Origin of the sequence: Bacteroides sp. GD17 (assembly GCF_038448625.1) — a bacterium.
Classification (GTDB): domain Bacteria; phylum Bacteroidota; class Bacteroidia; order Bacteroidales; family Bacteroidaceae; genus Bacteroides.
The window spans coordinates 14,470-40,530 of sequence record NZ_JBCEZS010000020.1 but is presented as its reverse complement, the minus strand read 5'-3'; the positions used below and the strand labels follow the sequence as shown (position 1 = coordinate 40,530).

General features: G+C 46.2%; 29 protein-coding genes and 1 pseudogene. 25 read left to right on the top strand and 5 right to left on the bottom strand.

The window, feature by feature from the left end; translation table 11 throughout:
* The first annotated feature begins 112 nt into the window (after positions 1-112).
* Positions 113-1,171, top strand: coding sequence for a LuxR C-terminal-related transcriptional regulator (locus AAE250_RS21895; protein ID WP_117912523.1), 1,059 nt, complete (start codon positions 113-115; stop codon positions 1,169-1,171).
* Between the two features lie 305 nt (positions 1,172-1,476).
* Here AAE250_RS21895 and AAE250_RS21890 read toward each other — a convergent pair whose 3' ends face one another.
* Positions 1,477-2,757, bottom strand: a complete 1,281-nt coding sequence (locus AAE250_RS21890; RefSeq protein ID WP_117879146.1) for an ATP-binding protein — start codon at positions 2,755-2,757, stop codon at positions 1,477-1,479.
* 126 nt (positions 2,758-2,883) lie between these two features.
* Positions 2,884-3,043: pseudogene (locus tag AAE250_RS21885) on the bottom strand (helix-turn-helix domain-containing protein).
* A 129-nt stretch (positions 3,044-3,172) separates the two neighbouring features.
* On the opposite strand from AAE250_RS21885, the gene AAE250_RS21880 reads away from it, so the two are divergent.
* From AAE250_RS21880 to AAE250_RS21870, 3 genes are all read left to right on the top strand, one after another.
* On the top strand, positions 3,173-3,523 hold the full coding sequence (locus AAE250_RS21880; protein WP_005868812.1) for a helix-turn-helix transcriptional regulator: 351 nt from the start codon (positions 3,173-3,175) through the stop codon (positions 3,521-3,523).
* Complete coding sequence (locus AAE250_RS21875) at positions 3,516-5,105, top strand: type II toxin-antitoxin system HipA family toxin (RefSeq protein WP_008771412.1); 1,590 nt, start codon at positions 3,516-3,518, stop codon at positions 5,103-5,105. The genes AAE250_RS21880 and AAE250_RS21875 overlap by 8 nt, the downstream gene beginning before the upstream one ends.
* A gap of 608 nt (positions 5,106-5,713) precedes the next feature.
* The gene (locus AAE250_RS21870) at positions 5,714-5,869 is read left to right on the top strand and encodes a hypothetical protein (RefSeq protein ID WP_005868867.1); all 156 of its coding nucleotides are present in this window, start codon (positions 5,714-5,716) and stop codon (positions 5,867-5,869) included.
* 44 nt (positions 5,870-5,913) lie between these two features.
* On the opposite strand, the gene AAE250_RS21865 is transcribed toward AAE250_RS21870, so the two are convergent.
* From AAE250_RS21865 to AAE250_RS21855, 3 genes are read right to left on the bottom strand one after another with little or no spacing between them, the layout of a single operon-like run.
* Entirely contained in the window at positions 5,914-6,897 is a 984-nt protein-coding gene (locus AAE250_RS21865; protein WP_008771414.1) for a hypothetical protein, read from the bottom strand.
* Between the two features lie 28 nt (positions 6,898-6,925).
* Entirely contained in the window at positions 6,926-8,326 is a 1,401-nt protein-coding gene (locus AAE250_RS21860; protein WP_117991376.1) for a relaxase/mobilization nuclease domain-containing protein, read from the bottom strand.
* Positions 8,323-8,661 carry a plasmid mobilization protein gene (locus AAE250_RS21855; protein WP_008771416.1) on the bottom strand — a complete coding sequence of 113 codons (339 nt, stop codon included), beginning with the start codon at positions 8,659-8,661 and terminating at the stop codon, positions 8,323-8,325. Before AAE250_RS21855 ends, AAE250_RS21860 begins: the two co-directional genes overlap by 4 nt.
* 403 nt (positions 8,662-9,064) lie before the next feature.
* Between AAE250_RS21855 and AAE250_RS21850 the strand changes: the two genes are divergently transcribed.
* The 21 genes from AAE250_RS21850 to AAE250_RS21750 all read left to right on the top strand — a co-directional run bounded on the left by AAE250_RS21850 (position 9,065) and on the right by AAE250_RS21750 (position 26,051).
* Positions 9,065-9,763, top strand: coding sequence for a ParA family protein (locus tag AAE250_RS21850; protein ID WP_008997423.1), 699 nt, complete (start codon positions 9,065-9,067; stop codon positions 9,761-9,763).
* A gap of 4 nt (positions 9,764-9,767) precedes the next feature.
* A complete protein-coding gene (locus AAE250_RS21845) occupies positions 9,768-10,250 on the top strand; it encodes a DUF3408 domain-containing protein (protein ID WP_008771418.1) in 483 nt (160 codons plus the stop codon).
* 694 nt (positions 10,251-10,944) lie between these two features.
* The gene (locus AAE250_RS21840) at positions 10,945-12,075 is read left to right on the top strand and encodes a hypothetical protein (protein WP_005868874.1); all 1,131 of its coding nucleotides are present in this window, start codon (positions 10,945-10,947) and stop codon (positions 12,073-12,075) included.
* 244 nt (positions 12,076-12,319) lie between these two features.
* Complete coding sequence (locus AAE250_RS21835) at positions 12,320-12,913, top strand: Crp/Fnr family transcriptional regulator (protein ID WP_005868875.1); 594 nt, start codon at positions 12,320-12,322, stop codon at positions 12,911-12,913.
* Between the two features lie 309 nt (positions 12,914-13,222).
* The gene (locus AAE250_RS21830; RefSeq protein ID WP_005868877.1) at positions 13,223-13,801 is read left to right on the top strand and encodes a conjugal transfer protein TraO; all 579 of its coding nucleotides are present in this window, start codon (positions 13,223-13,225) and stop codon (positions 13,799-13,801) included.
* A gap of 18 nt (positions 13,802-13,819) precedes the next feature.
* Positions 13,820-14,032 carry a hypothetical protein gene (locus AAE250_RS21825; protein WP_005868879.1) on the top strand — a complete coding sequence of 71 codons (213 nt, stop codon included), beginning with the start codon at positions 13,820-13,822 and terminating at the stop codon, positions 14,030-14,032.
* On the top strand, positions 14,029-14,373 hold the full coding sequence (locus AAE250_RS21820; protein WP_005868881.1) for a hypothetical protein: 345 nt from the start codon (positions 14,029-14,031) through the stop codon (positions 14,371-14,373). The genes AAE250_RS21825 and AAE250_RS21820 overlap by 4 nt, the downstream gene beginning before the upstream one ends.
* Before the next feature lie 18 nt (positions 14,374-14,391).
* On the top strand, positions 14,392-14,736 hold the full coding sequence (locus AAE250_RS21815; RefSeq protein WP_005868883.1) for a hypothetical protein: 345 nt from the start codon (positions 14,392-14,394) through the stop codon (positions 14,734-14,736).
* A 12-nt stretch (positions 14,737-14,748) separates the two neighbouring features.
* A complete protein-coding gene (locus AAE250_RS21810; protein WP_005868885.1) occupies positions 14,749-15,060 on the top strand; it encodes a hypothetical protein in 312 nt (103 codons plus the stop codon).
* The gene (locus tag AAE250_RS21805) at positions 15,057-17,663 is read left to right on the top strand and encodes a TraG family conjugative transposon ATPase (protein ID WP_008771419.1); all 2,607 of its coding nucleotides are present in this window, start codon (positions 15,057-15,059) and stop codon (positions 17,661-17,663) included. Before AAE250_RS21810 ends, AAE250_RS21805 begins: the two co-directional genes overlap by 4 nt.
* Entirely contained in the window at positions 17,656-17,877 is a 222-nt protein-coding gene (locus AAE250_RS21800) for a hypothetical protein (protein ID WP_008771420.1), read from the top strand. Before AAE250_RS21805 ends, AAE250_RS21800 begins: the two co-directional genes overlap by 8 nt.
* A 5-nt stretch (positions 17,878-17,882) precedes the next feature.
* Positions 17,883-18,479: a hypothetical protein gene (locus tag AAE250_RS21795; RefSeq protein WP_008771421.1), complete on the top strand. Its 597-nt coding sequence runs from the start codon at positions 17,883-17,885 to the stop codon at positions 18,477-18,479.
* A 5-nt stretch (positions 18,480-18,484) separates the two neighbouring features.
* The gene (locus tag AAE250_RS21790) at positions 18,485-19,540 is read left to right on the top strand and encodes a hypothetical protein (RefSeq protein ID WP_008771422.1); all 1,056 of its coding nucleotides are present in this window, start codon (positions 18,485-18,487) and stop codon (positions 19,538-19,540) included.
* A gap of 4 nt (positions 19,541-19,544) precedes the next feature.
* Entirely contained in the window at positions 19,545-20,243 is a 699-nt protein-coding gene (locus AAE250_RS21785; RefSeq protein WP_008771423.1) for a hypothetical protein, read from the top strand.
* On the top strand, positions 20,230-21,513 hold the full coding sequence (gene traM / locus AAE250_RS21780; RefSeq protein WP_008771424.1) for a conjugative transposon protein TraM: 1,284 nt from the start codon (positions 20,230-20,232) through the stop codon (positions 21,511-21,513). Before AAE250_RS21785 ends, traM begins: the two co-directional genes overlap by 14 nt.
* Positions 21,510-21,695 carry a hypothetical protein gene (locus tag AAE250_RS21775; RefSeq protein WP_007564699.1) on the top strand — a complete coding sequence of 62 codons (186 nt, stop codon included), beginning with the start codon at positions 21,510-21,512 and terminating at the stop codon, positions 21,693-21,695. Before traM ends, AAE250_RS21775 begins: the two co-directional genes overlap by 4 nt.
* Positions 21,696-21,707: 12 nt before the next feature.
* The gene (locus tag AAE250_RS21770; protein ID WP_008771425.1) at positions 21,708-22,820 is read left to right on the top strand and encodes a DUF4138 domain-containing protein; all 1,113 of its coding nucleotides are present in this window, start codon (positions 21,708-21,710) and stop codon (positions 22,818-22,820) included.
* Complete coding sequence (locus AAE250_RS21765) at positions 22,817-24,289, top strand: DUF3945 domain-containing protein (protein ID WP_008771426.1); 1,473 nt, start codon at positions 22,817-22,819, stop codon at positions 24,287-24,289. The genes AAE250_RS21770 and AAE250_RS21765 overlap by 4 nt, the downstream gene beginning before the upstream one ends.
* An 18-nt stretch (positions 24,290-24,307) precedes the next feature.
* The gene (locus tag AAE250_RS21760; RefSeq protein ID WP_008771427.1) at positions 24,308-24,493 is read left to right on the top strand and encodes a hypothetical protein; all 186 of its coding nucleotides are present in this window, start codon (positions 24,308-24,310) and stop codon (positions 24,491-24,493) included.
* Positions 24,494-24,496: 3 nt separating this feature from the next.
* Positions 24,497-25,690, top strand: a complete 1,194-nt coding sequence (locus AAE250_RS21755; protein ID WP_008771428.1) for an ArdC family protein — start codon at positions 24,497-24,499, stop codon at positions 25,688-25,690.
* Positions 25,668-26,051, top strand: coding sequence for a single-stranded DNA-binding protein (locus AAE250_RS21750; RefSeq protein ID WP_008771429.1), 384 nt, complete (start codon positions 25,668-25,670; stop codon positions 26,049-26,051). The genes AAE250_RS21755 and AAE250_RS21750 overlap by 23 nt, the downstream gene beginning before the upstream one ends.
* Positions 26,052-26,061: the final 10 nt, after the last annotated feature.

The window sequence follows — 26,061 nt, the reverse complement described above, 5'->3', positions numbered from 1 at the left end:
ATTAAAAACACTTAACATCATAAAGAAAAGTACTTAAACATACAAAAAAAAAAAAAAACAGTTATCTTTGCAAGAAACATCATACTTAATAACACTTAAAACAATAAAATACATGATATTCAGCACAAAAGCCGCCACTTTTCTAAGTTCAATAAAAACTCAAACTTACGACAAAAAAGAAAGCGAAATGATAATAACGTATCAACAAAAACGTGTCTTTCATCTATCCCTGCTCATGCTGGCCTTATGCGCACCCATATACATATTTTCAGTTCCATTTCCCAATGAACAGTTTTATTATATTAACAGCGTATTATTCCTGTTTATCATCATGTGCACTCTCGCTTATTTTAAAAAGAGAGTAAATCTGACCACGACCTTTTCCATTATACTGATAGCCATACATATCGAGATTTCTATCGAGATAATTTATTGCTCAATATGCAGCGGACATGAATATAGTTATCAAAGAGCATTGATAATGAGTAACCTTACTATCTCTCTCTTATTTACCATGCTTTCCATCTGTGCCTATATGAGTAAGATCTCCATCCTATTGTCCTCCCTTACCATAGCTTCCTATACAATCTGCACACTTATCACCGACGGACCGTTCCTATACAGGTATCTGCCTTTGGTCATCATCATATACACCATGATCCCCTTATTAGGAAGATCCATACACAGTAATATCAGCAACTTGCTAAAAAGTAGCAACTTGCTAAAAGAGGAAGAGGAAATACTTTTGAAACGTCTCCAAATGAAAAAGGAAGAACTATTCGCGTTCGCCGAGTTGTTAAGCGAGAATAACCCGGAAGAAAAGACAAGCTCCCTGTTAAGCATAATAGGGGAACAATCCAAAGAAAATCTTTTTACAGCCCTTGCCGCATACCAGAAAAAGGAAAAAAGTAAACTTGATACAATCAGGAGAATATATCCCAATTTATCCCCGTCCGAATTAAACATCTGCCGTTTAATACTGCAAGACAAGACCGTCAGCCAAATATGCGAATTATTACATCGGAGTAGCGGAAACATAACCAGCCAACGAGCGAACATACGTGCCAAACTCGGACTGAAAAAAAGCGACAATTTAAAAGAAGCATTACAAGAACGCATGAGGCTGTATGAAGAAGAACACCGGCAAGAGGACTTTTCAGCCATGCGTTAGGGATTGCAGAGTAAAGCCCACAGCCTTTAGGCGAGGACTTGCAACGGAAAGCCTGACCGTCCCACAGGAACGCCCAAAAGAAAAAGAATCCCCCGAACATTCATCCGGGGGACATCCAAGCCGTCACATCAATTATAATACAGATTCAGATCATCCGTGCCAATCTCCTTTCCGTCCCGGAAAACAAGGCGTAAATCAATCCTCTCTCTGTTTTCATTGCCACAAAGATAGACATACCGGCCAACATACGCATCATACTTATCAATCAGTTCTAACGGTATGACCGGCATGGGAAAAGGATACACCTATATTGCATATAGCGGAAAATTTGTAAGATTACCCTGTACTTTATAAGGCAACATAGAAAATCTCTCCGCATGCAATTCCGGTCTTTTTCCCAGTAATGCTGTCAACGAATTGGCCCGGACATTCCCTTCGGCCTTCACTTCTATCGGCACCATTTGGGCATTACGTTGAATAACAAAATCCAACTCAAGACGCGAATTGTCTGTGTTATGGTAATAAATCGGTGACACGCCCTTACTTTTCATCTGCTGCAATACATACTGTTCAGTCATTCCTCCCTTGTATTCCTTAAATATGTCGTTTTTAATCAAGACTTGGGCCGGATCTGTCTTGACCATAGCACCCATAAGCCCCAAATCAACCATATAGAGTTTGAAAGCCGACAGGTCTTCATAAATATCAAGCGGAAGCTCCGGTTTGGTACATCGAGGCACTTTATACAACAACCCGGCATTTACAAGCCATTGAATGGCCATCTCAAAATCATTGGCTCTGGCACCTTTTCGCAAAGCTCCGTAAATGAATTTCTTGTTTTCTTTAAATAATTGGGAAGGAATGCTGTTCCATACCATTCGGACACGCGGAACCTGTTCTTTGGGCGCATGTTTTGAGAAGTCAAGATCATAGCCTTGCAAAATCTCCGACTGTATTCTTCTGACTTCCAGCAAGGAATCCGTTTCTACATATTTGAGTACAACTTCCGGCATACCACCTACATAATAATATTGCCGAAGGAGATCCGTATATTTGTCATGCAGGAGGCTTATCGTTTCAAAATCCCCACTCATAAGCAATTTACAAGCTTCTTCTTCTCCCTTGGCGACAAGAAACTCTTCAAAGTTCATAGGAAATATATTGATGACATTTACCTTCCCTACGGGATAAGACACATCCTGATGAAGGGATATCCCCAAAAGTGAACCTGCCACAGCTATATGATACTCCGGAACCTCCTCTTTAAAATACTTCAAAGATTCCAGTGCTTCCGGGATATCTTGTATCTCATCAAGGATAATAAGCGTATCACCCGGAGTAATGTCAACGGAAGTCATCGCACGCAGCCCCCGTAAAATTCTGTCAACATTGAAATCCTGAGAAAAAAGCTGGCGTGCAAGGTTATTCTTACGGCATACCACATAAGCCTCTTTTTTGTATTCAAGTTTGGCAAACTCATGGAGCAGCCATGTTTTCCCAACTTGTCGGGCACCATTTAAAATCAGAGGTTTTCTATCCTCACGTTTTTTCCATTCTATAAGTTGTTGCAAAACAAATCTTTTCATCTACAAACAGCATTTTTATACATGTAAAAACAGCGTATAATACATTTATCCGCACTTATTTAAAGCACAAATATACTAAAATAAACAGATAATAGAAGCAATCTTATACATTTTTCCGCACTTTAATCAACTCCAATGGAAAGCAGTAGCCAATTTAGGATTGCCTTCTCCACGCTCGATGGCCACCAGCGTATTGATGCCCACGCCCGCCAGTTCGGAGAAGTTCCAGCTGATTGACCTTCAAACTCTTCCTGCACTCTTTAATCATCTTTCCTAGCTCTTTCATATTCACAACACATTGTGATTTTAGTCAGTTTTCATCCTAGTTCAAAGAAAAAAACAGCCGATAAAGCAACTATAATCATTGTATTCATATAGATTAACATCATATATTCAAGTTAATCTATATATTTACATGGATTATTTGTATATTTGCAAAAAAGGAACAACCATGTGGAATGAAATGAGCAATCCAGCTGTGCTGATGAGAATCGGCCAGCGCATCAAAGAGACACGTATCAGGCAGCATATCACGCAGGAAGAACTGGCAACGGCTTCCGGTGTAAGCCCCTTGACCGTTGCGAACATCGAGAAGGGCAAATCGGTATCGCTGCTGTTGTTCATCAGCGTACTCCGCTCGCTCGGCCTGCTGGAGAACCTGGAGCAACTGGTACCGGAAATCCGGGTCAGCCCGATAGAGCTCAAAAAACTGCAAGGAAAGAAACGCTACCGTGTACGCCATTTAAAACAAGATAACCATGAATGATTTGATAGTAGATGTAAAGCTATGGGGAGAAAGCGTAGGCTCTCTCTATTGGGAAAAGGAAAGCAATGCCGCCTTGTTCGACTATGAACGGAAGTTCATCCGCTCCGGTCTTGACATTTCTCCCATCATCATGCCCATCAGCCAGTACAGGAACACCCCCTACCGGTTCCTTGAAAACCGTACCGACTGTTTCAAGGGGTTGCCCGGCCTGTTTGCCGATTCACTGCCGGACACTTTCGGAAACCAGATCATCAATGAATGGTTTGCCAGCAAGGGATTGTCCGGAGAAGAGATTACCCCTTTAGACAGGCTTTGCTATGTAGGCAAACGTGGCATGGGCGCACTGGAGTTTGAGCCGTCCTCGCCAATCAACGGCATGAACGAATCATCAGTGCTCCATATCGAGGAACTGACGGAGCTTGCCAAATCCGTATTCACGGACAGAATGGCTTTTCAGGTCCAACTGCGCCAGGAAGGAAGAAACATTCTGGATATACTGAAAGTGGGAACATCTGCCGGAGGTGCCAAGCCCAAGGCCATCATCGCCTACAACGATATTACCGGAGAGGTACGCTCCGGACAGGTAAAAGCTCCTGAAGGATTCGGATATTGGCTGTTGAAATTTGATGGCGGCAAATACAGCGAACACACGCAGATAACGGACAATCCACAAGGAATAGGAAATATCGAATATGCCTATCACCGGATGGCAAAAGCCTGCGGTATCGATATGATGGAATGCCGGTTACTTCAGGAAAAAGAGTCATATCACTTTATGACACGCCGTTTTGACCGTATGAAAGACGGAGAGAAAATCCATGTACAGACATTGGCCGGGCTTGCCCACTATGACCGTGACCAACGCCATTCATACGAAGAGATATTCCGTATCATGCGGCAGATGAACCTCCCTTATCCAGATCAGGAGGAACTATACCGAAGAATGGTGTTCAACGTCATGAGCCGTAACCATGATGACCATAGCAAGAACTTCTCTTTCCTGATGGATAGACAAGGGAAATGGAAACTGGCCCCGGCATACGACCTCTGCTACTCATACACACCGGGCGGCAAATGGACGAACCGCCACCAACTGTCACTCAACGGCAAACAAGACAATTTCACGATGGAAGATCTGCAAAAGGTAGGTGAGAACATGGGCATCCGGGAACACAAACAGATTATCGAAAAGGTACAGGAAACCGTATCGTATTGGCATGAGACTGCCAAGGATTGCGGGGTCAAGCCGGAACACGCCGATTTTATCGGAAAAAACCTGCTCTTGTTCGGCAAGCAACTGCATACCATCCAAATGCCGGACATTGCCAACGAACAAGAGCAGGCTTTCATGAAGGCTATGCGAAATGATGACTTCAACGCCATCCTGGAACTGAAGATGAGAGGATATCAGCCATCGGAGAACGTACTGAAAAGCCTCCAGCCGGATATATCCGCCACCAACTTCATCGCTGCCGCCAAAATCTTCCAAATGGAAGGGATGCTAAAAAGCCTTCAGGACATAAAGCCTGTGCAAAGCCCGATTATAGGCGGCAATAAGCGTAGCATGGAATTGGGGGATTAACACACAAACGGCATCCTGTACCATTCAATATAATAGTAAATATATTAATTGTTATCTATCATATTTTGATTTAACAGTTAATATATTTACCTTTGCGATATGACAACGAATCACATCACCCAAGCCATGGCCAATCCGGAAATCATAGCGGAACTGGGCAGGCGATTTAAGGAATACAGGCTAACCTATAGGTTCACACGTGTCCACTAAAAATCATTAACACTTCCCTTAACTAATAGTTCTATAGCTATTTGCAGCTATTGCCCCATCTGAGTTTATGAGCCTTTTTTTACGGCACACAACAAGAAGGAAGGAGGGATTGAGAAAAGTTTTGGACGACAAAAAATGTTGGGGACAGTGAAGCCGTCCGGCGTTATTTTTTTCGGTACAAAGGGCGAAGACCGGAACTCTTTCATATCCATCCACCGAAATAAATTTGCCGTTCAAAAACAAAGGGTCTCAGATGGAGCTATGAAAAAGCACACAAGGGGAGGCAGAAAACAAGGAAAAGGGAAGAACGGAAATAAAAAAAAGTAAAATCCAACAGACAGAACAATAAACAAAAGCATAAATATTAGGCAAAATTGTCCCGATAAAAGAATTATAACATGACTATTGAAGATGAAATCCTCCAATACCTGCACTATCATCCTCTATCAAACAGGGTTGAGATAACGCTTGGGATAACCAATCCTCCCAGTGGCAGGATTGTAAAAAGACTACTGGCCGATGCCGTAACCAAAGGAATGATAGAAGTACTCTAACAATAGTAGTGCCACTATATTATAAGCAGCACTGCAATTGTTCCTTACCCCAGCAAATGCACCTCCTGTAACCTCACCAATCCCAAATACATCTTCAAGAACACCTCCTGATACACCTTCAGATCCGGGAAATAGACGAAAGACTTCCGGGAAAAAGAGAGACATGTGAATGGCCGTTCATTTGGAACCTCCATTTCCGGATAGCGTTTCTTCGCCTGGTCAACCGCCATCTTGTTAAGTGAAGCCACGAAGTTGGCCTGGCGTATCGGATTCCATTTCGGGGTTTCAAGAATCATCATCCCATCTTTCCGCTCAGGAATAACCAAATATTCATCCTGCACGTTACGGGCGTAATAGCACACAAAAGACAAGGCCTCATAGACATTATCCCCTACATGAATACCGATAACCCGTTCTTCAGCCGGTGTACCAGCAAAGCATTCCGCAATCTGCTTCATGGCATACCCATGCAACAAGGCAGCATTAGAAGCCAACAGATAAGCCGGTGCGGTACGCTCTCCTCCCCTATCGATGGCAGCAAAGAGAGAAGGACTCCAACAGAGATGGATGATCTTTCCTTTCTCTTTCTCACGAAGGGAAGCGACACATAACCGGTTGTCAAAGACCAAACGGGCTTTTTTCGTTTCCGGATGGAACTGGAACACGTTCCGTACCCTGTCCGGCTTATGGATATCCATCATCAGATAGCCTTGCCACCCGGACACATGTTTTGTCTTTAAAGTTGTTTCGCTTTCCTCCACATCAAAGAGATAAGACAAGAGCTTTTCCCGCTTGCAACATACGGAAAGAGAAAACTCATCCTGTTCTTTCATCTGCTGCATATCCAATGAAAGGAGAAAAGCCAATTGCCAAGGAGTAAGCTCGGAAAAGCCATGTAATTCGATACAAGAGAACGAACCTTTCTCCGGTGAATAAATGGCATACCCTCGGTCATCAATCTCATATTTCAACATGAAATCCCCTTGTTCGACGGGAAGATAATTCTGTAAAACGGTCTGATAATTCATAAAGAAATATATTATATTAAGTTAGTATTCATAAAGAGAAATCGGGGCCACTCTTGCGTTTCCGTTTCTTTTTGGACGGTATGAGATCATCCTCTTGCGACTTCTTCCCGCTGCCGGTAATGTCAAGATCCGGAATGGCCGTAACTCCCCTACCCTGCATATAGAAAGCCTCACGATCCACCCGCTCACGGAACTCCCCTACCCTATTAATATGTGACGAGAGACCGACTGCCACGCCATCGAAAAGCTTCTGTATATTCTGATAAGTGAGCTTACGGGAAAGATCCGCACCTTTAAAGAGATGAGCATTTTCCACGTTTTCCATATAGAGAGAAATCCCATATGCGCCTTTGCCGTTTACATGCTCCGTCACCCGAATCGATTCTTCCGCCAAGTTCTTCTTGAAATCCTCATATCCGGAAGAAGCGTTCAAAGCCTTAAACACGTGGTCATAGAGATAATGCTTCTGTTCATCGGCACTCATGCCATGCCCATCAAAACGGATATTACCGAAGCGATATTTCTGAGGAAGCGAAACGTCCTTCAGGTAAAAGCCTGAATCCTTGATGCCATAGACATAATAGGATTTGTCCTTCTTGGTGACCAGACGCATATACAATCCTTCTTGTTCCAGGTTCCTTCGGAAATCGGATGTACTTTCGGAAAAAGAGTAGATGCGGTCAAGCTGTTGTAACAGTTCATCCTTGAACAAGGGGTTGAAAAAACCTCCTTTTTCCAGCAATGCGAAAAGGTTGTCATAGCTTTCATCCCCCAACAGGACACGCCATTCTTCATTGGCCAGTTTCATTTCTTGCAAGGGTTTATCCAAAGACCAGTATGTATCGGATTGTTCTAGGACAGCCGATACCTTATCCTTGTAATTATAACTACGCATGGCTTTCTTCAAGGCCGCATCGAAATAATAGTTACGGTATTGCGCCTCTCCCAACGTGGTTCTCTTGCCTCCTTCCCTTTCCAAAGGCAACAGACCGTACTTCTGCTCCAGTTCCCTTGAGATCTTTTCGGAACGGCTGTAATTATTCCCGGAAGGAATGCTTTTGCCTTCTTCATCAATCGTGGTCAGCAGCACATGCACATGGCTGTGTGCCTTGTCGGTATTCAGGACAACGGCATAACAGGACTTTCCGTACCCCATCCTCTCGATATATTCCCCGGCAAGAGAAAGCCACTGTTCATCGGAAAGGCTTTCTCCCGGATAGAGGCTCAGAATAAATTCCGCATAAGGTAGTTTCACCCGGTCATTCAACTGGGAGATAAGTTCCATGTAGGCTGGCATGGCGGCCAGTTCGTCACCGGTGGAGGTGCAAAGCACTTTTCCGTTTCCTTCCTTGACCTTGGAAAGCTGGTATTCGATTTTCCGGCTCATGGACAGGTGGGATGAGAAAGAAGGCTGTATCTCGGCTATCATAACAATTTCCGGTTAATGGTTTCTACATCCGAAAGGTATTGGTTAATCCGATCCAATGAATACAATATATTTTCATCGGACGGAAGCGTATTGATATGTTTGGCAAGCTGGTTGATATTGGCTCCTATTTTACGAAGTTCATATATCATTTGCACATCGGTTTTCGACATGCTTCTGCCTTTCAAGGCAGACTCTCTGATAAAGGAAGAAAGGGATTTTCCCTCTTCCTTTGAACGTTGAAGAAGCTGTTCTTTCTCGGCTTCCGTCAAGCGGATCTTTATACTTATATCTCGATTCTCTTTCATATATACAGAGTATGTGAGTGTAACGAACATTGGTCGGCAGCTCGGCTGTCGCAAGGGTTTTTGTACCCACAAAAACATACCTTGCATTAGCAAAGATATACAATAATACTCAGCTGTGAAATAAAACCAAACAAAAGTCTTGATTTCTTAATCCTGATTAACCGCGCACTTTGTTACAAAGCAACTACGCACATTGTAACAAGCAAACGAAAAGCCATTAGTTACAAAATACATAATTACTAATTATATTATTACAAAGTATGAACATACATACTTAACTATAATATTAATTACATACATAATTATATTCATATTTATATGTGTAAATACTTATATAATTAAGTAAATAAGTGTGTAATAAATTAATTATAAAAGTATGCAATTATTTAATTTATTATTTATATATTTGCGCACATACTTAAAAACGTACATTATGGGACAAATATTACCAGGAGTAGTCGTAGCTTTTGAGAATCCCAAGGGCGGGGTAGGAAAGTCCACATTGACAGCTTTGTTTGCAGGTTATATTCATTCGCAGTCAAACGAAGAGGGTGGCTTATCCATTGCCGTGGTGGATATCGACGACATGCAGAACACTATCGGAAAATTACGTGAGGACGAAGCCGAGGACGGAATCATGAAAAAGGAAGAAGAATATGAGGTTATCAATATCTCTTCCTCAGAGTTCATCAACCAACTGGATTTCCTTCAGGACAATTACGACATTATACTTGTCGATTTTCCGGGTAACCTGAAACAAAACGGTGTAGTTGAAACGCTGCACTTCGTTGACGTGATCATCATTCCCTTCGAACCGAACCAGACCGATTTAAGACCTACATTGACCTTTTACTATAACATCTATGAAGGGATTATTGAAAGCCGTCGAAAGATTGGTAAAAAGACTACCATGCGTGGTGTTATGAACCGTGTTCTTCCGAATGTGCTGGAGTTCAAAGAAATTTTGAAAAATAAAAAAACCTTGCCTTTCGAGTTGATGCAAAACTACATCAAGGATTCAAGGGTTGACTATCAACGCAATTTAAGTACGCTGAGTAAAGCGTACCATCATCCCTGTGATGCGTTCTGTGAAGAGGTATTGGAATTAATCTGTAACCATATAGGAGAATAAAGCTATGGCAACCAACAAAGAAAGGACATCATCAGCCGCCATGAGAAAACTCTTGCTGCAAAGCGCCAGTAAGAAAGAGCAGGAAATCCAGCAGATCGGAAGTGTTGCGGAAAGCACCATTCCCCAACCTGCGATTGAGCAGCCCATCCATGAAGAGGTGAAAGAATCGGCTCCGGTCACAGAAACCGTCCAAGAACCTCAGCCGGAACAAATGGAAAAGCCGGAATCCAAACCTTCCGTGCAGTCTTCTCCAAAAACAGAAGAAAGCAAAGTCTGCGGAAAAAAATTCTCGGAATATCTGGAAGAGCGAAAATTAAAGAATACCGAAGTAATCCGGATATCCAGCGAAACCCACAGAAAGCTGAAGCAGATTGCTATGGCCACGGGATTAGGAATGCACAATATCGCTAACAACATTCTTGAAGACGTATTAACCAGCCATAACAAGGAGATTCAAGCGATACTGAAGAAGTATATGAGCATCTGATTCTACTTTCGGAAAAATATATATACGCCTGTTCGACTGCATTTGTCGGGCAGGCGTTATTTTTGCACGCCATTTTAGTGAAGGCCGGCATTGAACCGGGACACTTTTACACAACTGCGGAAAAATCCCTTTGCCTATTATCCTGGACAATATGTTAAAGAATTCAAACTTCTACTTGTTTCCACCTCAAAATTTTTTCCGAAAGTAAGAATACGGTAACAAAATCATTTTTTCGTTTTATTTAGGTTTTTAGGGATTTAAGTATTTGTGGGACACTTTTACACAACTAATAAGGGAGGTTTTCCGTATAATCAACTATATTATTGCAAGTTAGCACTTACTGGCATCTTCTCGTAACCGGGACACTTCTGCACAACTAACCGACTATTCGGGACACTTCTGCACAACTGAACAGGAAAGTCGGGATACTTTTACACAACTAGAATCTGCATTCGGGACACTTTTACACAACTAAATCAGGAATCCGGGACACTTCTGCACAACTAAACCGGCCATTCGGGACACTTTTACACAACTGGGGGATCGGAAACAGCCGTAGTCGGGACACTTTTACACAACTAAATCAAGAAACAGCACGAAAAAAATGCTTTGGAATCTTCATTTATAGGGAGTTAGATTCACTATCTCCGTAAAAAAACGTATCTTTGCATCAGTAAACAACAAGTGTCCGCCTATGAAGGAAAGTAATACACAAAAAGAGTTGAGCAGAGTCCCCAGGACTCTCAGCGAGTCTTCCAACACGAAAGTATTGGAAGTTCTATTTGATGCAGGCGGCACTGTCATGTCTGACATTATCATTTACGTGGCATCTTCACAAATGAAAGATCTGTTCGGCGACTGCTGGTTCTCCATCAACGATTTTTGTGAGGTCATGGGGTATGAACGAACCAAGTTGCAACGAAAACTGACCGAGAAGCAGCTTGATTTCCTGTTCAGCAACCAACGTCCGGTATATATCACCGAACAGAACGGCCAAAAGATAGAGCATCCGATAGAGAACACCTTTGAAGCGGCGTTATACCGTTTAGGGACATCCAACCTCAGTGTAGCATACGCCATGAACGGCAAGACGCAATATAAGTTCATTCAAATACTGGACCGCTTTGAGATAAAGGATAACTTCGGCACGAAAAAGCGCACCAAGCGGAATTACAACGTGCATCTGAGCAAAGATCTGATGAATACTTTGCTTACCGAATACAATCTGCTGGAACTGAAAGACTACCGTAACCTGCCCAACCGCAAAGGCTACCGCAAGTTTTATCTGAACCTGGCGAAAATGATTTACCTGATCAAGTATAAGATTGACCAAGGACAAGCACCTTATTTCACCGTTACGGTTGACCAACTTGCCAAGGAATTTGATGTAACGGTAAAGGACAACCATGACCGGAAGAAGAAGGTGACCAGCATCTTAAACGGTATCAACAAAAAGCTGGAGAGAACCAAATTCCAATACCAGTACATCAAAGGAAAAGGGGAGAAGTGGCCCTACACCGTACAGTTTTTCTTTGACCAGGAAACATTGGAATATTTCGACGAAAAGATAAAGGCGATACTGACCTCGCAATATCACGATGCGCTTAAATCATGCTTCTTGTTAAACAAGAAAGGCATTCCCGTGAGCAGACATTATCAATATAAGGATTTCTTTAAATTGGGAACCGGCGAATATTATCATGAATTTACCGCATGGCTTTATTCTGAAGAGGACAAGGAGATTAAGGAGAACATCTACCGGGATATCTATATAAAGGTAGTAGGCATTCGTCCAGAAGACCTTGCCGTCAACTTAAATCCCTAAAAGTTGGAACAAAAACCATAAAATAGTATCTTTGCAGCGGATTGTCAGAAAATTGGCAGCCCGCTTTTTACATACGTCCGTCTGTCTAACAAAAGAGTGGCATCTATCGTTAAGGAATTAACAACAACAGGCGCATGCCTGTACCAGTATGAAACTGGTACGGGGCGTGCCTTTGTTGTTGGAACGCCACGTCCATGTTAGAGGGTACGTTTCCGTACCCTTATATAAACATAAAACAAATTCAATGGTTCAAACAATTGCCACCCTGATAGATGAGACGCTCATGGTAATGGGCGCCCATCTTCACGTGCGGATGACAGACGAAGAAAAGGCGTATCTTGATGCTCATTTCGAGCTTATCCATATCAAAAAGGGAGAACACCTCGTCACCAGGGGCGAGGAAGTATGCTACCTCTATTATCTGGAATCCGGCATCGTCCGGTTATGGTTTCCGGACAAAGAGAATAGAGAGATTTCAGCACGGTTTATCCAAGCCAAAGAGTTCATCAATTTTTTCCTTTCACATGAAGAACACCATGCCCACTACAATATCAAGGCATTGGAGCCATGCAAGATCTGGAGATTGCCCAAAAAAGATCTTCATCAGCTATATGAGTTATCCATCAATTTCAACAAGCTGGCCAGAATACATTTGGTAAGATCCATCAACCGCAAAATAATAAGGGAAGAGGAGTTTTACACACTGGATGCCGAAGCGCGTTACAAAGCGCTTTTGGCCAATGAAAAATGGCTGTTACGTTCAATACCCTTAAAAGACATAGCAAGTTATATCGGCATCACGCCACAAGCATTGAGCAACATCCGAAAGCGCATATAAACCAAACCCTATAAGCCGGGCAGGACAGTTTTACACAACTAATCCTATCCGGCTTTTTTCTGTAGAATTATTCCACACCTGCCGGTTTACGGCACATGTATTTTTTAATGCACATTAAATAAACACGAAAGGCCCTTTAAAAGCCCTTCATAAAATTTGTCCTCCCGTATATAATCTATATGTTTGGAGCGAAAACAACGCGATAAGCACCTTGATTCGGTTCTGCCGACAGGAATCCGCGTAAATTGGAAACACCGTATGAGACAAATAGAAAAATATATAACATTAATAACCTAAAGAGTAATTCCCATGGAACACATCAGACTGACTGCTATCAGCCTTAGCCTGCTGTTATGCACCGTAAGCGCTTTTGCGCAACGCCATTATGAGAACATCCCGGCACTTGAATTGAACTACGGCACTAACCTGTTCGGCAATGCAGGCAACTATTACAACCTGTCCTTTTCCAGATACATCAACCGGACAAGCTATTGGAAAGCCGGGTTTAGCTATTTTGAGAAACCTTACGAATACACAGCCAACCTACCGCAAGTCTCTACCTTGAACCCGGAAGAAACGATTCCCGAAACGATACATGACAAGGGTAAGGACTTTTTTGTGGACGGCGGTTATTACAGAACCCTGGCCTGCAACCTGAAATCCGTTTACTGGGGCATCGGCCTGGGAGGATTCATCGGTACAGAATACGTCCGCCACCCCGATAAGGAATACAACTTCATCATCGGCCCGAAACTGGAAACGGAACTGGAAGTATTCATCCTGCCCCGAACGGCATTGCTTGCCCGCATACAACAACATTGGAATCCCCTATCCATTGACAAGTGGAACACTGTCTGGAACGTAGGAATAAAGATACTGCTCTACTAACCGACAAATCATATCACCATGCTTATTATCATATTGTTAGCCGATACAAATGTATCCGGCCTGATCTCCTTATACCGTGAAATAGGCGCCATGCTGATAGGGGTAGGCTTTCTATGTGCCGGACTAGCGGTACTTAAAAAGCTGATAAGCAACCACGAGCGCACCAAAGAGGCCATCATCACCTATATCACGGCATTGGTCACTTGGCTCATTATCTGGCAACTCTTATGAACGTAGTGGATTTGATACTGGTTGCCATACTCGCCTGTGTCACGCTTCACTTTTACTTTCGGAAAAAGAAGAAAGCACTTTCTTCCGGAAAGGAGAAAGAGAAGCCGATAAGGGAGGCGGTGCGCAAGGAAGGGCAGGAGAGAGCCTGTCCGGTCATCTGCGTGGTATTTCAGCCTGAGCTGGAAGAAGAGGAATTGGCTGCCGAGATAGCCGATATGTACCTGCATGGAAGAGCCTACTACTACTCAGGCAAACCACTGCCGGAACAGCCGAAAGAAGAGCCCATATCCATCAAGTATAAGGATGTGCAATGGGAGAGACTGAAAACGATTCATGTTTAATTAAAAAATAGGAACAAAATGAAAGCAATCGAAAATGTAAGAGAAAAAGCGAACCAAGTCATTAACCGCTATGGAAAGGTTATCTTCACCTTTCTCATATTCTTCACGCTGTTGGGAACGGCACAAGTGGCGGAGGCACAAAGCGGCCTGAAGATTAACAGCCTATCCGAAGTGACAGACAAAGCCAAAGAGGGTGCGGACACCATTCTGGACGTAGCCAAATACATTTTGGCGGCGGTACTCGGCATCGCCCTGGTCTTTGTCATCTATTCGCTTGCCACGAACAATCCCCATGCCAAGGAATACCTGCTCGGCTGGATCATCGCCGTGGTAGTCATCATGGTGGCCTTCCTGATTATCTAAAAACGAAGAGCCATGAGAACCATGCGTAAAATCAACAAGCCGATCAAGTTCTTCGGTCTGTCATCGGGACAGTTCGCCATCTTCATGCTGCTGACGGCCATCATCATCATCGTGAGCATATTTAAGCAGCTGCACCCGATACTCATCATCGGAATCATTTCCGCCATTCTGTTTCTATCCGGTCTGCTGTTCCAAACCTTGAAAAAGGAACACAAGGCCGGTAACCCGGACTACCTGACCGGCCTCCGGATCAAGAACGCCACCCCCCGGCAGATAACGGACAAACGGCAGATTTTCAAATTCATCCTAAAACAGCAACCATGATAGGAATCATCATACTCATATCACTGCTAATCTGTGCGCTGTGCCTGCTGATTGCTCTGCTGTATATCCGGCAGACAGAGATAGAGGTGAAGGACAAATCCGTGGATCTGGAAAGTGTCTTGCCTATCCAGACCATCACGGAGAACGCCGTCATCAACGGGAACGGTGACATCACCGTCGGCTACCGGCTGCTTCTGCCCGAAGTGTTCACCTTGTCGGAAAGCGAGGCGCAATACATCCACGAGCGGTTGGAGGCTCTTTTGAAGATGCTTCCGGCAGGCACGGTCATCCATCAGCAGAATTTCTACTATACGGGGCGATACCATCATGCAGAATACTCTTCCAATGCCCTGATAGCGGAGAACAACCGTCATTTCAACGGCAAGGAGATACTGAACAGCTACACCAACCTGTATGTGACGTTCACGAACGGCAGCCGAAACGGTAAGATACGCAAAAGCGCATCGGGCACCTCGCTGATGCGAAAGCTGCACTACCCGTTCAAGCAACCTTATAAGGAATATCAGCAACGGCTGACAGAAATGGAAGCCTTTCTGATGAACTTTGAGAACGGTTTGTCGTCCATCCAGCAGTTTGAGATACGCAAGATGGATGATACGGAACTGAACAACGCCATCTACGACTACGTCAACCTCTCTTACGAGACACCGGAAAACGATGCCACGCAGAAGAGCGTCAACCCTATGGCCGTCAGTGAAAGCGGAAGCATGAAAATAGGGCAGCAGCACGTTTCCATCCTTTCGCTGACCAACGAAGGCGAGCATCTTCAGGAACTGGCCGTGCCGCACACCGGCAAGTCGAAGGCATACGGGGGAAACATAGAGATACCGGACAGCATACGGAGCAAATGCTCGATGCTGTACCCCGTAGGACTTGGCCTGCCGTTCAACCACATCGTAAACATCGTGATAGAGATAACCGATCCAGATGCCACCGTAACGGCCATCGGTGCGGAGAAAGACGCGCTGAACTACATCACCAACTTCTACCCTCCGGCGGCAGAGAAGCAACGCGAGCAGGCAGCCTTCTGCGATGAGATTACCCAGTTCGACTACCAGACCGCCTATACCGCCTTCAATGTCGTGCTGAACGATACAGACCGCACCTCGCTCATGCGGAAAACCGCACTGGTACAGCAAGGCTTCAGCTTTATGAACCAAAGTTCGTGCTATGTGGAGAACGCCGAGCTGTGCAACCTGTTCTTCTGCAACATACCCGGCAATGCCAGGGCCAATTACCGGGGCTTCGTCAACACGACCAAGCAGGCCATCTGCTATCTGCAAAAAGAGGGGATGTACCTTTCGGACGAGAAAGGGCATATCTACCATGACCGTTTCGGTACTCCCGCCAAGATAAACCTCTGGGATTATCCGGCGCTGAACAACAAGAACCGCATCGTTATCGGCCCGTCCGGTTCCGGTAAGTCTTTCTGGCTGAACAATTACATCCTGCAAAGCTATGAGCTGGGCCGGGATATGATGATCATCGACATCGGCGGCTCTTACCGCTCGATGATAGCCTTGAACCGGGGCAAATACTTCGACTCTACCGAGCAGAAGAAATTTGCGTTCAACCCCTTCTTGTGTGACCGTGACAAGAACGGCAAATACCTGTACATCGACACCACGGATGCCGAGTCCGCCGATGACCAGATAAAAACCATCGTCGCCATTATCAGCTACATTTGGAAGGTACGTGAACCCATGCTGCCTGCCGAGAACGCCATTCTCAGGAAATCCGTCATCGGATTTTATGACTATGTGAACAACTCTTCAATAGGAGAGAAGCATGAGCGTATCTTCCCGACGCTGATAACTTACCGGGCTTATCTGAAGGAAGTGTTCAGCAAACGGATGACCGAGTTTGAGAAACAGAAATTCGAGATAGAGGAGCTGTTGCTTTTGCTGGAACCCTATACAGACGGAGAGCTGTCATTCCTGCTGAACGCCACCGAGAACGTGGATATCGTGCATGACCGGCTGATAGCCTTCGATATGGAAGATGCCTCTAAGAAAGAGTACTTTCCGCTCGTTGCCATCATCACCCTGCAAATGATCGTGGATAAAATCAAGAAACGCCAGGGATTTGCCAAAGAACTGATCATCGACGAAGCGCTCGACTTCCTGCAAGACGAGAAATTCGGAGACTTCATCGCCTACCTGTACCGTACCTTCCGTAAAAAGGAGGGAAGCATCACGCTGGCCGCACAGAACATCCTGTTTTTGAAAAACATGCCGTCCAGTATCAAGGACTCCATCATCATCAACTGCGCGACCAAGATTATCCTCGACCATTCGGAACACCGGCAGAACCTGCCGGAAGTGAAAGCCGTGCTTTCCATCACGGACGAAGAGGCCTATATGATCGAGTCGTTGCAACGCACGGAACGCTGGAGAGAGTTTTTCATCAAGATGTCGAACGATGCCTTCATCTTCCGCAACGAAGTGTCCGACTTCGCCGCCGTAGCCTTCGATTCGCGCCAGGCGACGGTAGTACGGCTGAAGCAGTTGTTCAACGAAAGCGGCTCGACCTATACGGCCATCAACCGCTATCTGGAGGAAAGGAGGAAAAAGTATGGATGACGCCACCCAAGGGCTGACCGCCCTTCTAAGCTGGTCAACCGACTTCAACGGCAGTGCATACAATCTTGCCGGAAGCATTGCCGCCGCACTTTTGGGCGTTGCGCTCATTTTCGTGGTATGGGCACTCGCCACGAAAAAGGAAAATGCCAAGAGCTATCTGACAGCCTGGCTGGTATGTGCCATATTCACCTTATTATTCATCACCAACAAATAACCGTCATGAAAAGAATCATTCTCATACTCGGACTTGCCGCCTCGATGGGGCTGACGGGAACCGGCAGTGTTCATGCCCAGTTCGTCGTGCATGATCCCGGCCACACCCTGCTGAACTCAACGGAATGGATCGCCAATGTCAAGAAATGGGTTACACAAATCAATGAAATGATCGATGCCCAGGAACTGCGGCTCGGCCTGCAAAAGATCGACCAGTTGAAGGAACTCAAATCACTGAAAGAGCTTGCCGACCTGCTGGACGACGTAGCCTGCCTGAGCAGCGACTACAGCTTTTACCTGAACGTAGGATCGAATTACCACTGCCTGAAATTTCTCAACTTTCAGCGTGTGACCGTCAATCTGAGCCTGAGTACCGACCTGCTGTTCAAGGTGGCCACCGTGACCAGTTACTTCTCAATGAACTCGGAAGGGCGCATGTCCTTTATCGAGCAGGTGAAGGAATCGGTGGAAAAAGCCGCCGAAGAGATGCGTGAGTTTAACGAATCCGTGCGTTCCACGGTCATTTACAAATCCATGAAGGGGCATAACCGGAAGACCTATTACCAGGGACGGTTGGCCGCTTTCACACGACACACCAATTAAACGTTATGAATCAAGATAATTTTCTCTGGGGACTTCAGATCACGGACGGTCTGACGATGGAACTCGTTTCGCAAATGACGGTCATCGCCTTCGGTGTTGGTGTCATCTGCTTTATCTGCAACCTGGCATACAACTATCTCTATCACGGAGCCAGCCAGCTGTTAAGCCCGAATGAGGACAAATTTCCCGACATGATGGAAATCGCCCGTTGCCTGGTACTGTTCTTCTGCCTAAGCATGTACACCCCCATCGCCCAAACCATCGTAGGCACGATGGAAGTAATCAACGAAGCCACCTCGCTGACCTCCGAGCGTGCGCAGGAATTTGCCCAGTTCATGGCACAATCAGCCACCGAACAAGGAGAGATGATTGTCGAATACGACAAACACAGCCTCCAGTCGGAGGTAGCAGCCGGAGAAGACAACACCGGCGCCATGCAGCACGAACTGGATAAAAAGATGGAAGAGGACGAAATGACCGGTGTACGCTCCAGCGTGGAGAAGATTGTGCAGCTGCTCAACCCCGCCAACCTCGCCACCCTTGTACTTCATGGCATTTCCGCCCTATTGGTAGGAATCATACAAGTAGTCATCTTGGGTATCGGCGTGGTCATTGTCAAGCTATTGGTCATTCTCGGCCCGTTTGTCTTTGCCGTAAGCATGCTGCCGGTCTTTCAGAAACAGTTGAGTATCTGGTTCGGTACGCTCTGCTCCGCCTGTATGGTATTCACCGTCATCAATATCCTGAATCAAATCATGTGGCAGACCTTCAAGGCCATCTATACGGAAAGTGCCGACATGGTAGACGCAGCTACGCAGCAGATACAATATTTAGGAATGGATCTCGCCTTAATCGGTGCTTATTGCAGCTGTTTCTGGCTATCCTCCAAAATCGTAGGACACAGCGATGCCGGGAAAATCATTTCGAAAACCGTGTCAATCGTCACCACGGCGGCCACCATCGCCCTGATGGGAGGCGCAGCGGCAGGCGGCAAGCTGACCAACGTAGGCGGTGCCGCCTCTATCGGGGCAAGTTTCATAAACGACAACAATAAAAAATAGAACTATGAATCTGATGAAATTCAAAGGAGCAGATGATGCGGTCAAGCTGACTATCCGGCTTTCAGCCGGGTACTGCATCATCCTGACTATCGCTTTTGCCAGCAGTATCATCTTCCTTATCAACAAAATAGAAAAAGCATACGGCCAGGCTCTCGTCATCGACAGGCAGGGAGAAGTCTATGAGGCAAGCAGCCTGTCTGCCAGCGATATGCGGCAATACGAATACATGAACCATGTAAAGACCTTCGTAACCCACTGGTATGCCTTTGACGAAAGCAGCTACGAGAAGAACATTTCGCTTGCGCTCAACCTCATAGGCAACAAGGGGAAGGAGCTGTTGAACGAGTACAACGATGTGAATATGCTGAACTCACTCATACAAAAGAATATCCGTTACGGGGTACGCATCAAGGATGTAGAGATTAACACCCAAACGATACCCGTTTCCGGAAAGATAATCTTCACGCAGACCGGGTACCGGGCACGGGGAAGCATCTCACGTAATATCGAAGCGGAGTTCACCATCTATGATATGCTGTCCCGCAGCGAGGAAAATGCGCACGGAGCCAAGATAGAAGATTGGATTGTCCGCTATTCCGAACCCGTGGAAAGCAACGGCGCCAACACATCGCAGGCAGCTTCTCCGGGCAAGAATGAAAACCAGTCAGAAACCTCTAAACCAACCGACCATGGAACCGAATAAACTTATCAAAGACAAGAACAAGCTGTTGATGGCCATCCCGGTAATCCTGGGCATCCTCTTCCTTTATGTATTCTTCATCCGTGAGGACGGGAACGTGCCGTCAGGGAGTGACAGACAGACCGCCTCGCAAGCCTTTCTGGAACCACAGTCGGAAATGGCCGACAAGGTGAACGACAAGATGGAAGCCTATAAGCAGGACAAACTGGAAGAGCAGGAGAAGGCACGCATCCTGAAAGAGTCTCAAGTCAAAGGATCTGATTTTTACTTCGAGCTGCAAAACCAGCAGGAACGGTATGACCGTGCCACACTGGAGCGCATCCGCCGTATGCAGAACGATCCGTACAGCGAAGTCATGGCAGAATACGGAGGTGGCCGGAACGGACGCTTCTCTCATCAGCTGGAAAGCCAACTGGACGGACTGGAGGACGAGCAGGCGCTCAACGAGATTATCCGGGAAGCCAAGAAGAACTCACGCATCCGCAAGGAACTGGAAGAATCCGACAAATACCGCAAGCGCATGTATGAACGGATTGTCAATTATGACCAAGAGGGAAAAACGGAGAAAGCCGCTGCCAACCCTTCCGGCCATCCATCCGCCGACAGCCTGATGCAAAAAGGCCCGATCTACCGTGCCGAAAACGGCAAGCGGGTACGCCGCCAACCGACCTCCACACCGGGAAACAGCAACCTCTTCAGGGCTTGCATCCACGGCGACCAGACCGTAGTCACGGGCAGTACGGTACGGATGCGGTTGCTTCAGGACGTAACCCTATCCGGCATGAAGATACCGGCCAACACGCTGTTTTACGGTGTCGCCACTTTGGGAGCCAACCGCCTCGATGTGGTGGTCAGCAACCTGAAGGTAGGAGACAACCTCAATCCCGTATCGGTGGTTGTCTTCGACAATGATGCCATGGAAGGTTTGAACCTGCCCAATAACCTGAAAGCCAGTGCAGCCAAGCGTATGGAACAAGGTCTTGTACAGAACATCGACATGCCGCTCTCTTCCATCGGCACGATGGCCAGCGAAGTGACCAGCGTAGTCAACGCCACCACCCAGGTAGCCAAGCAAATCTTGAACATGAGCCTCTCACAAGTGAAGGTACATCTCAAGTCCAACTACGAAATGTATATCCAGGAAGAGAGTCAGGAATCGAAGTTGCGCAGGCAAGCCGTGCAAGCGGAGTTACAGAAGCTCTATGAGCAAATGGAACAAGAGAAAACGAACAAGAAAAATCATCCCCTTCAAACATTGATAGACAAATTATGATAGACATTCTCAATTACCTGCTTGCGCTGTCAGCGGTCTTTTTCGGCTATCGGATCTACGTATCACGCCGGAACGGACGAGCCTTTAAAGAAATCCGTCCGCTGACCGTTTCTTTCGGCATTACCCTGCTTCTTCTATGGGGCATTACCGTATTCACCGCCTTTTTTTCAAGAACCGTTTAACATATCGACAACATGAAGAAATATATTTATCTACTGTTTTACTGCTTTGTGTGCAGTCTGCCGCTCTTCGCTCAGGAAAACGGCACTCCCCGGCAACAAGCCATCAGCCAAAAAGACATCTTTATCTCTTTCGACTGTGTGAAACACCTGGTATTCCCTGTGCAAGTATCTGATATCGCCATCGGCGAACAGGAGCTTGTCATGGCCAGCCGGGTAGAAGAGGCGCCCCATATCGTCAGGCTCTCGGCGCAAGCGGAAGGATTCACCGAAGAGACCAACCTGACCGTAGTCTGCATCGACGGAAGCGTTTACACCTATCACATCCGCTACCTTCCCGAAAGCGGCACGGATTCGCACCCGAACATTTACGAGGACAACGGGAAATGGCAGCACCATGACTATCAGGCAGAAGTCAGCGACCTCCATCTGGCCGAGTTCTTCTTTCCGGAGGACATCGCTTACGGAACGCCCGGCAACGAGGTGTCCTTCACTCTGGCCGCCTACAACAACCAGTTGAAAGTATCAACCGCCAAAGATGCCGTGGCATATTCCAACCTGTTTGTGGTGGATAAGGCCATGAACACTTACCACATCACCATCAAACGGGGCAATACCTCCGTATTCACCTACAATTTCGATGACCAGCGCAAATATACCGCCCATGTGGATGTGAACAGCGAGGAAATGGAAAGATGCATCCAAGAGCTGCGCACCAAGAAGCGCAACATCTACAGCCTGGGGGTCATCGAGAACAAGTTTGAGTTGTCAATGGCCAATCTGTATGTGCATGAGGACTTCATGTTTTTCATCTTTGACCTGAAAAACAAATCATACATCGACTACGACATCGAGTTTGTCAAATGTTTCCAGCGTGACCAGAAGAAGAGCAAGAACGCCATCCAGCAAGAAACGACCATCGAACCTATTTATCAGAAAGATTTTGATACGAAAATCAAGGGCAAGAGCCGGAACCGGCTGATACTTGGTTTCGACAAATTCACGATACCCGATGATAAGGTATTCGAGATCGAGATTTACGAGCGAAACGGCGGGCGGCACATCAAGCTGGCCGTGTTGAACGAATACATCCTTTCCGCAGAACCCTTATACAAGCCACAGCCATGAAACTGAGAGAAGCATTAGACACCTATATGTTCGACAACGTGGGACAGTTCGGCGGCATCGCCGAATCACTGGGCTATCAGACCGAATACCGGGACGGATATTTCCGGTTCCGCAAAGACGGGGAAGAGCTGAGCATGAGCGTAAGCGAAATCAGGGAAAAAGCCGGAGCAAAGTACGATGAAAGCCTTCGTGACCAATCAAAAGAACGTGTATCCGCCCTTTTTAACAAGGAACGTGCCAATGATCCTAAATATGTCGCCGAGCTGGAGAAGGAGGGCATCAGCATCAAGCGGTGGGAGAACCTGAAGGGACATGACAAGGACGGCTTTACCGTCATCGACCATCGCCTGAAGGTATGCTACACCGGACAGTCGCTCTATGAATACGCCTACAAGCAAGGGAACATCCTCGACGGGAAAGGCACCAAGCTGGAAAAGGGTATCATGTCTGATTTGATGGAGATACACGGCAAACCGGGGAAGCTCCGTTTAAACGATGACGGAATCTCCGTATTCTACCGCAAAGAGGCGTTGGTTATCCCGGACAAGGTGCTGGGAAAGAAGTTGGGCAAGAAAGAGAAAGAACAGCTGCTTGCCGGTGACATCGTACCCATCACCGTAAATAAGAAGGACATCCTGCTGCAAGTTGACCGGGATCTGAACTCCGTCATCCTGCGCACCAACCAGGAAATCAAGATTCCCGATATCATCGGGCAGACCAGCGAATATGGCGGCTACAAGTTAACCAAAGCCGACAAATACCTGCTCGCCAACGGCCATGCACTGGAGAACAAGCTGCTGCACAGTCCGGAAGGCTACTTCATTGCCGACATCCAACTGACGGATGACAGGAAAGGAGTCATGATACAGAACATACAGAGTATCACTCCCGGCAAGGCACAAGAGCTGATCAAGGCCATGACCCCCAAACTGGAAGCCCATGCGGCCAACATAGAGGCTGCAAAAGAGCAAAAACACGAAGAGGGGCGCAATATGGAAGCCGAGTTTAAGGAAGCGGTGGGCAAACATGACTTTGAAAAAATCGGGAAGCTCAAAGAGGAAGGATATAAACCCAGTGAAGAGTTTATCAAAGGAATCGGTAAGGAACACGGTCTGGATGAAAGGCAAACCCATGAAGTCATCCAGCTGTTCGGCACCAAGCCGGAAGAACAGGGCGAACATGAAAGGCAGGCCGCACGTCTGTTGGATGCCGCACAGACCGACAACTTTCATGTCATCCAAGAGATACAGAAAGAAGGGTACCGGCTCACCCAACAAGACCTTACCCGGATGCGTGAAACGGGTGTGCAAGCCAACACGCTGATAGCCGTACAAAAGATTTTCGGGATGGAAGGCAGCACAAAGACACTGGGAGATGTCAAACTGGCCAGCACACCCAAACCCGACAACAGCAAGGAAATGGCCCGTCCGATAGCCAGCACCATCAACCGGGCTTTCAATGACTTATAACCTAAAAAATCAGGAATTATGGATTACGATGAATTAGTACAGAAAAACATTGCAGGAGAAATCTGTGACTTAGAGTTTCTACTTGCACAGGAAGAGCTTGCACAAGCCTATCAAGAAGAGATGGCTGCCAAGCAGCAAGAGATAAACAACCAAACGGCCAGAGAATGGCTGCTTGATTACGAGAACAGAAATCTATACCAATAAATCATGGATACAGCAAGTGACAAAGCATTACAGCGTTTCGCCGAACTGATGATCGAAAAGATAAAGCAGGTGGAAGACAACTGGCAGAAGCCTTGGTTCGGGATAAAGGGTGGGGGACTTCCGCAAAATATCGAGGGAAGAACCTACAACGGAGTAAATTCCTTCATGTTGTTTCTACTTTCGGAAAAAGAGCAGTACAGCCTGCCGGTCTATATGACCTTCATGCAAGCCAAAGACAGCGGCCTTAACATACTGAAAGGAGAAAAGTCATTCCCGGTCATTTACTGGAATTTCTCAGTAAGAGACAAGAACGGAAAGAAAATACCTTTCGACGTATATAAGAACCTGGATAAAAACGAGCAGCAGGAATATAAGGTCACGCCGTTTCTGAAGACATACAATGTGTTCAACGTACAGCAGACCAATCTTCAGGAAACGAAACCGGAGAAATGGGAAGCATTGAAGGAGCAATTCAAGATACCGGCCATCAAGGACGAGCAAGGGATGCTCACCGTGCCTCTGATTGATGCGATGGTACGGGAACAGCAATGGATCTGCCCCATTTATTCCAAGGAAGGAAATAGTGCTTACCATGCAAGGGGAGAAGATAACCATATCGTCGTACCCCTGAAGGGGCAGTTTAAGGACGGAGAGAATTTCTACTCCACACTACTTCATGAGATGGCGCACTCGACTGGGGAGCCTGAGCATCTGAACCGGGAAAAAGGCGTGATTTTCGGAGACAAGCAATATGCCAAAGAGGAACTGGTTGCCGAACTCACCTCCGCTACCGTCGGGCAAAGCCTGGGCATATCCACCTATATCCGGGAAGAGAATGCCATGTATCTAAAGAACTGGCTGGGAGCCTTGAAAGAAGATCCCAAATTCATCTATAACATCCTTGCCGATGTAGGCAAAGCCAGTAATATGATTCAGGAACACGCCTCACGGATGGAACAGTACCTCACACCGGAGGAACGGTTTACGCTGGCCGTCCTGCAAGACAACCGTCCGGTATTGGAGCAGATGAAGAATGAAGGTTTTATTCCTTCATCCCGACAATTGGAAAACCTCGCCGCCAACCATCCCACGGCAAGCAACCTTGAAACACTATACGGCACTTTCGGCATTTCGCTGCCTGTCATGGAAGCGGAACCGGCCATGAAAAATACGAATGAGCCACAGCTCGGATTATAAACTTTTAAAAACCATCATTATGTTTACAGGACAAATTATCGGTTATGTCGGTGCGGATGCCCGGCAGAACAAGAACGGAAAAGGATTCAACTTCCATGTATCCACCAAGTACAAGAACGTGAACAACGAGGAACAGACCCTATGGGTATGCTGCTTCGTAAATTACGAGAGTAAGGTCTTTGAGTATCTGAAAAAAGGGACACAGGTATATGTCTGCGGCGATGTGTATGCCGATGTATTCCAGAAGGATGACGGTAGCCACATCCCATCCGTCAGCCTGACCGTCTCACGCATTGAGCTACTGGGAAAGGCTGAGAAAAAAGAGAACGGTGACGGAACGGCAACCGGACAACCCCAATAATTGCAACGGC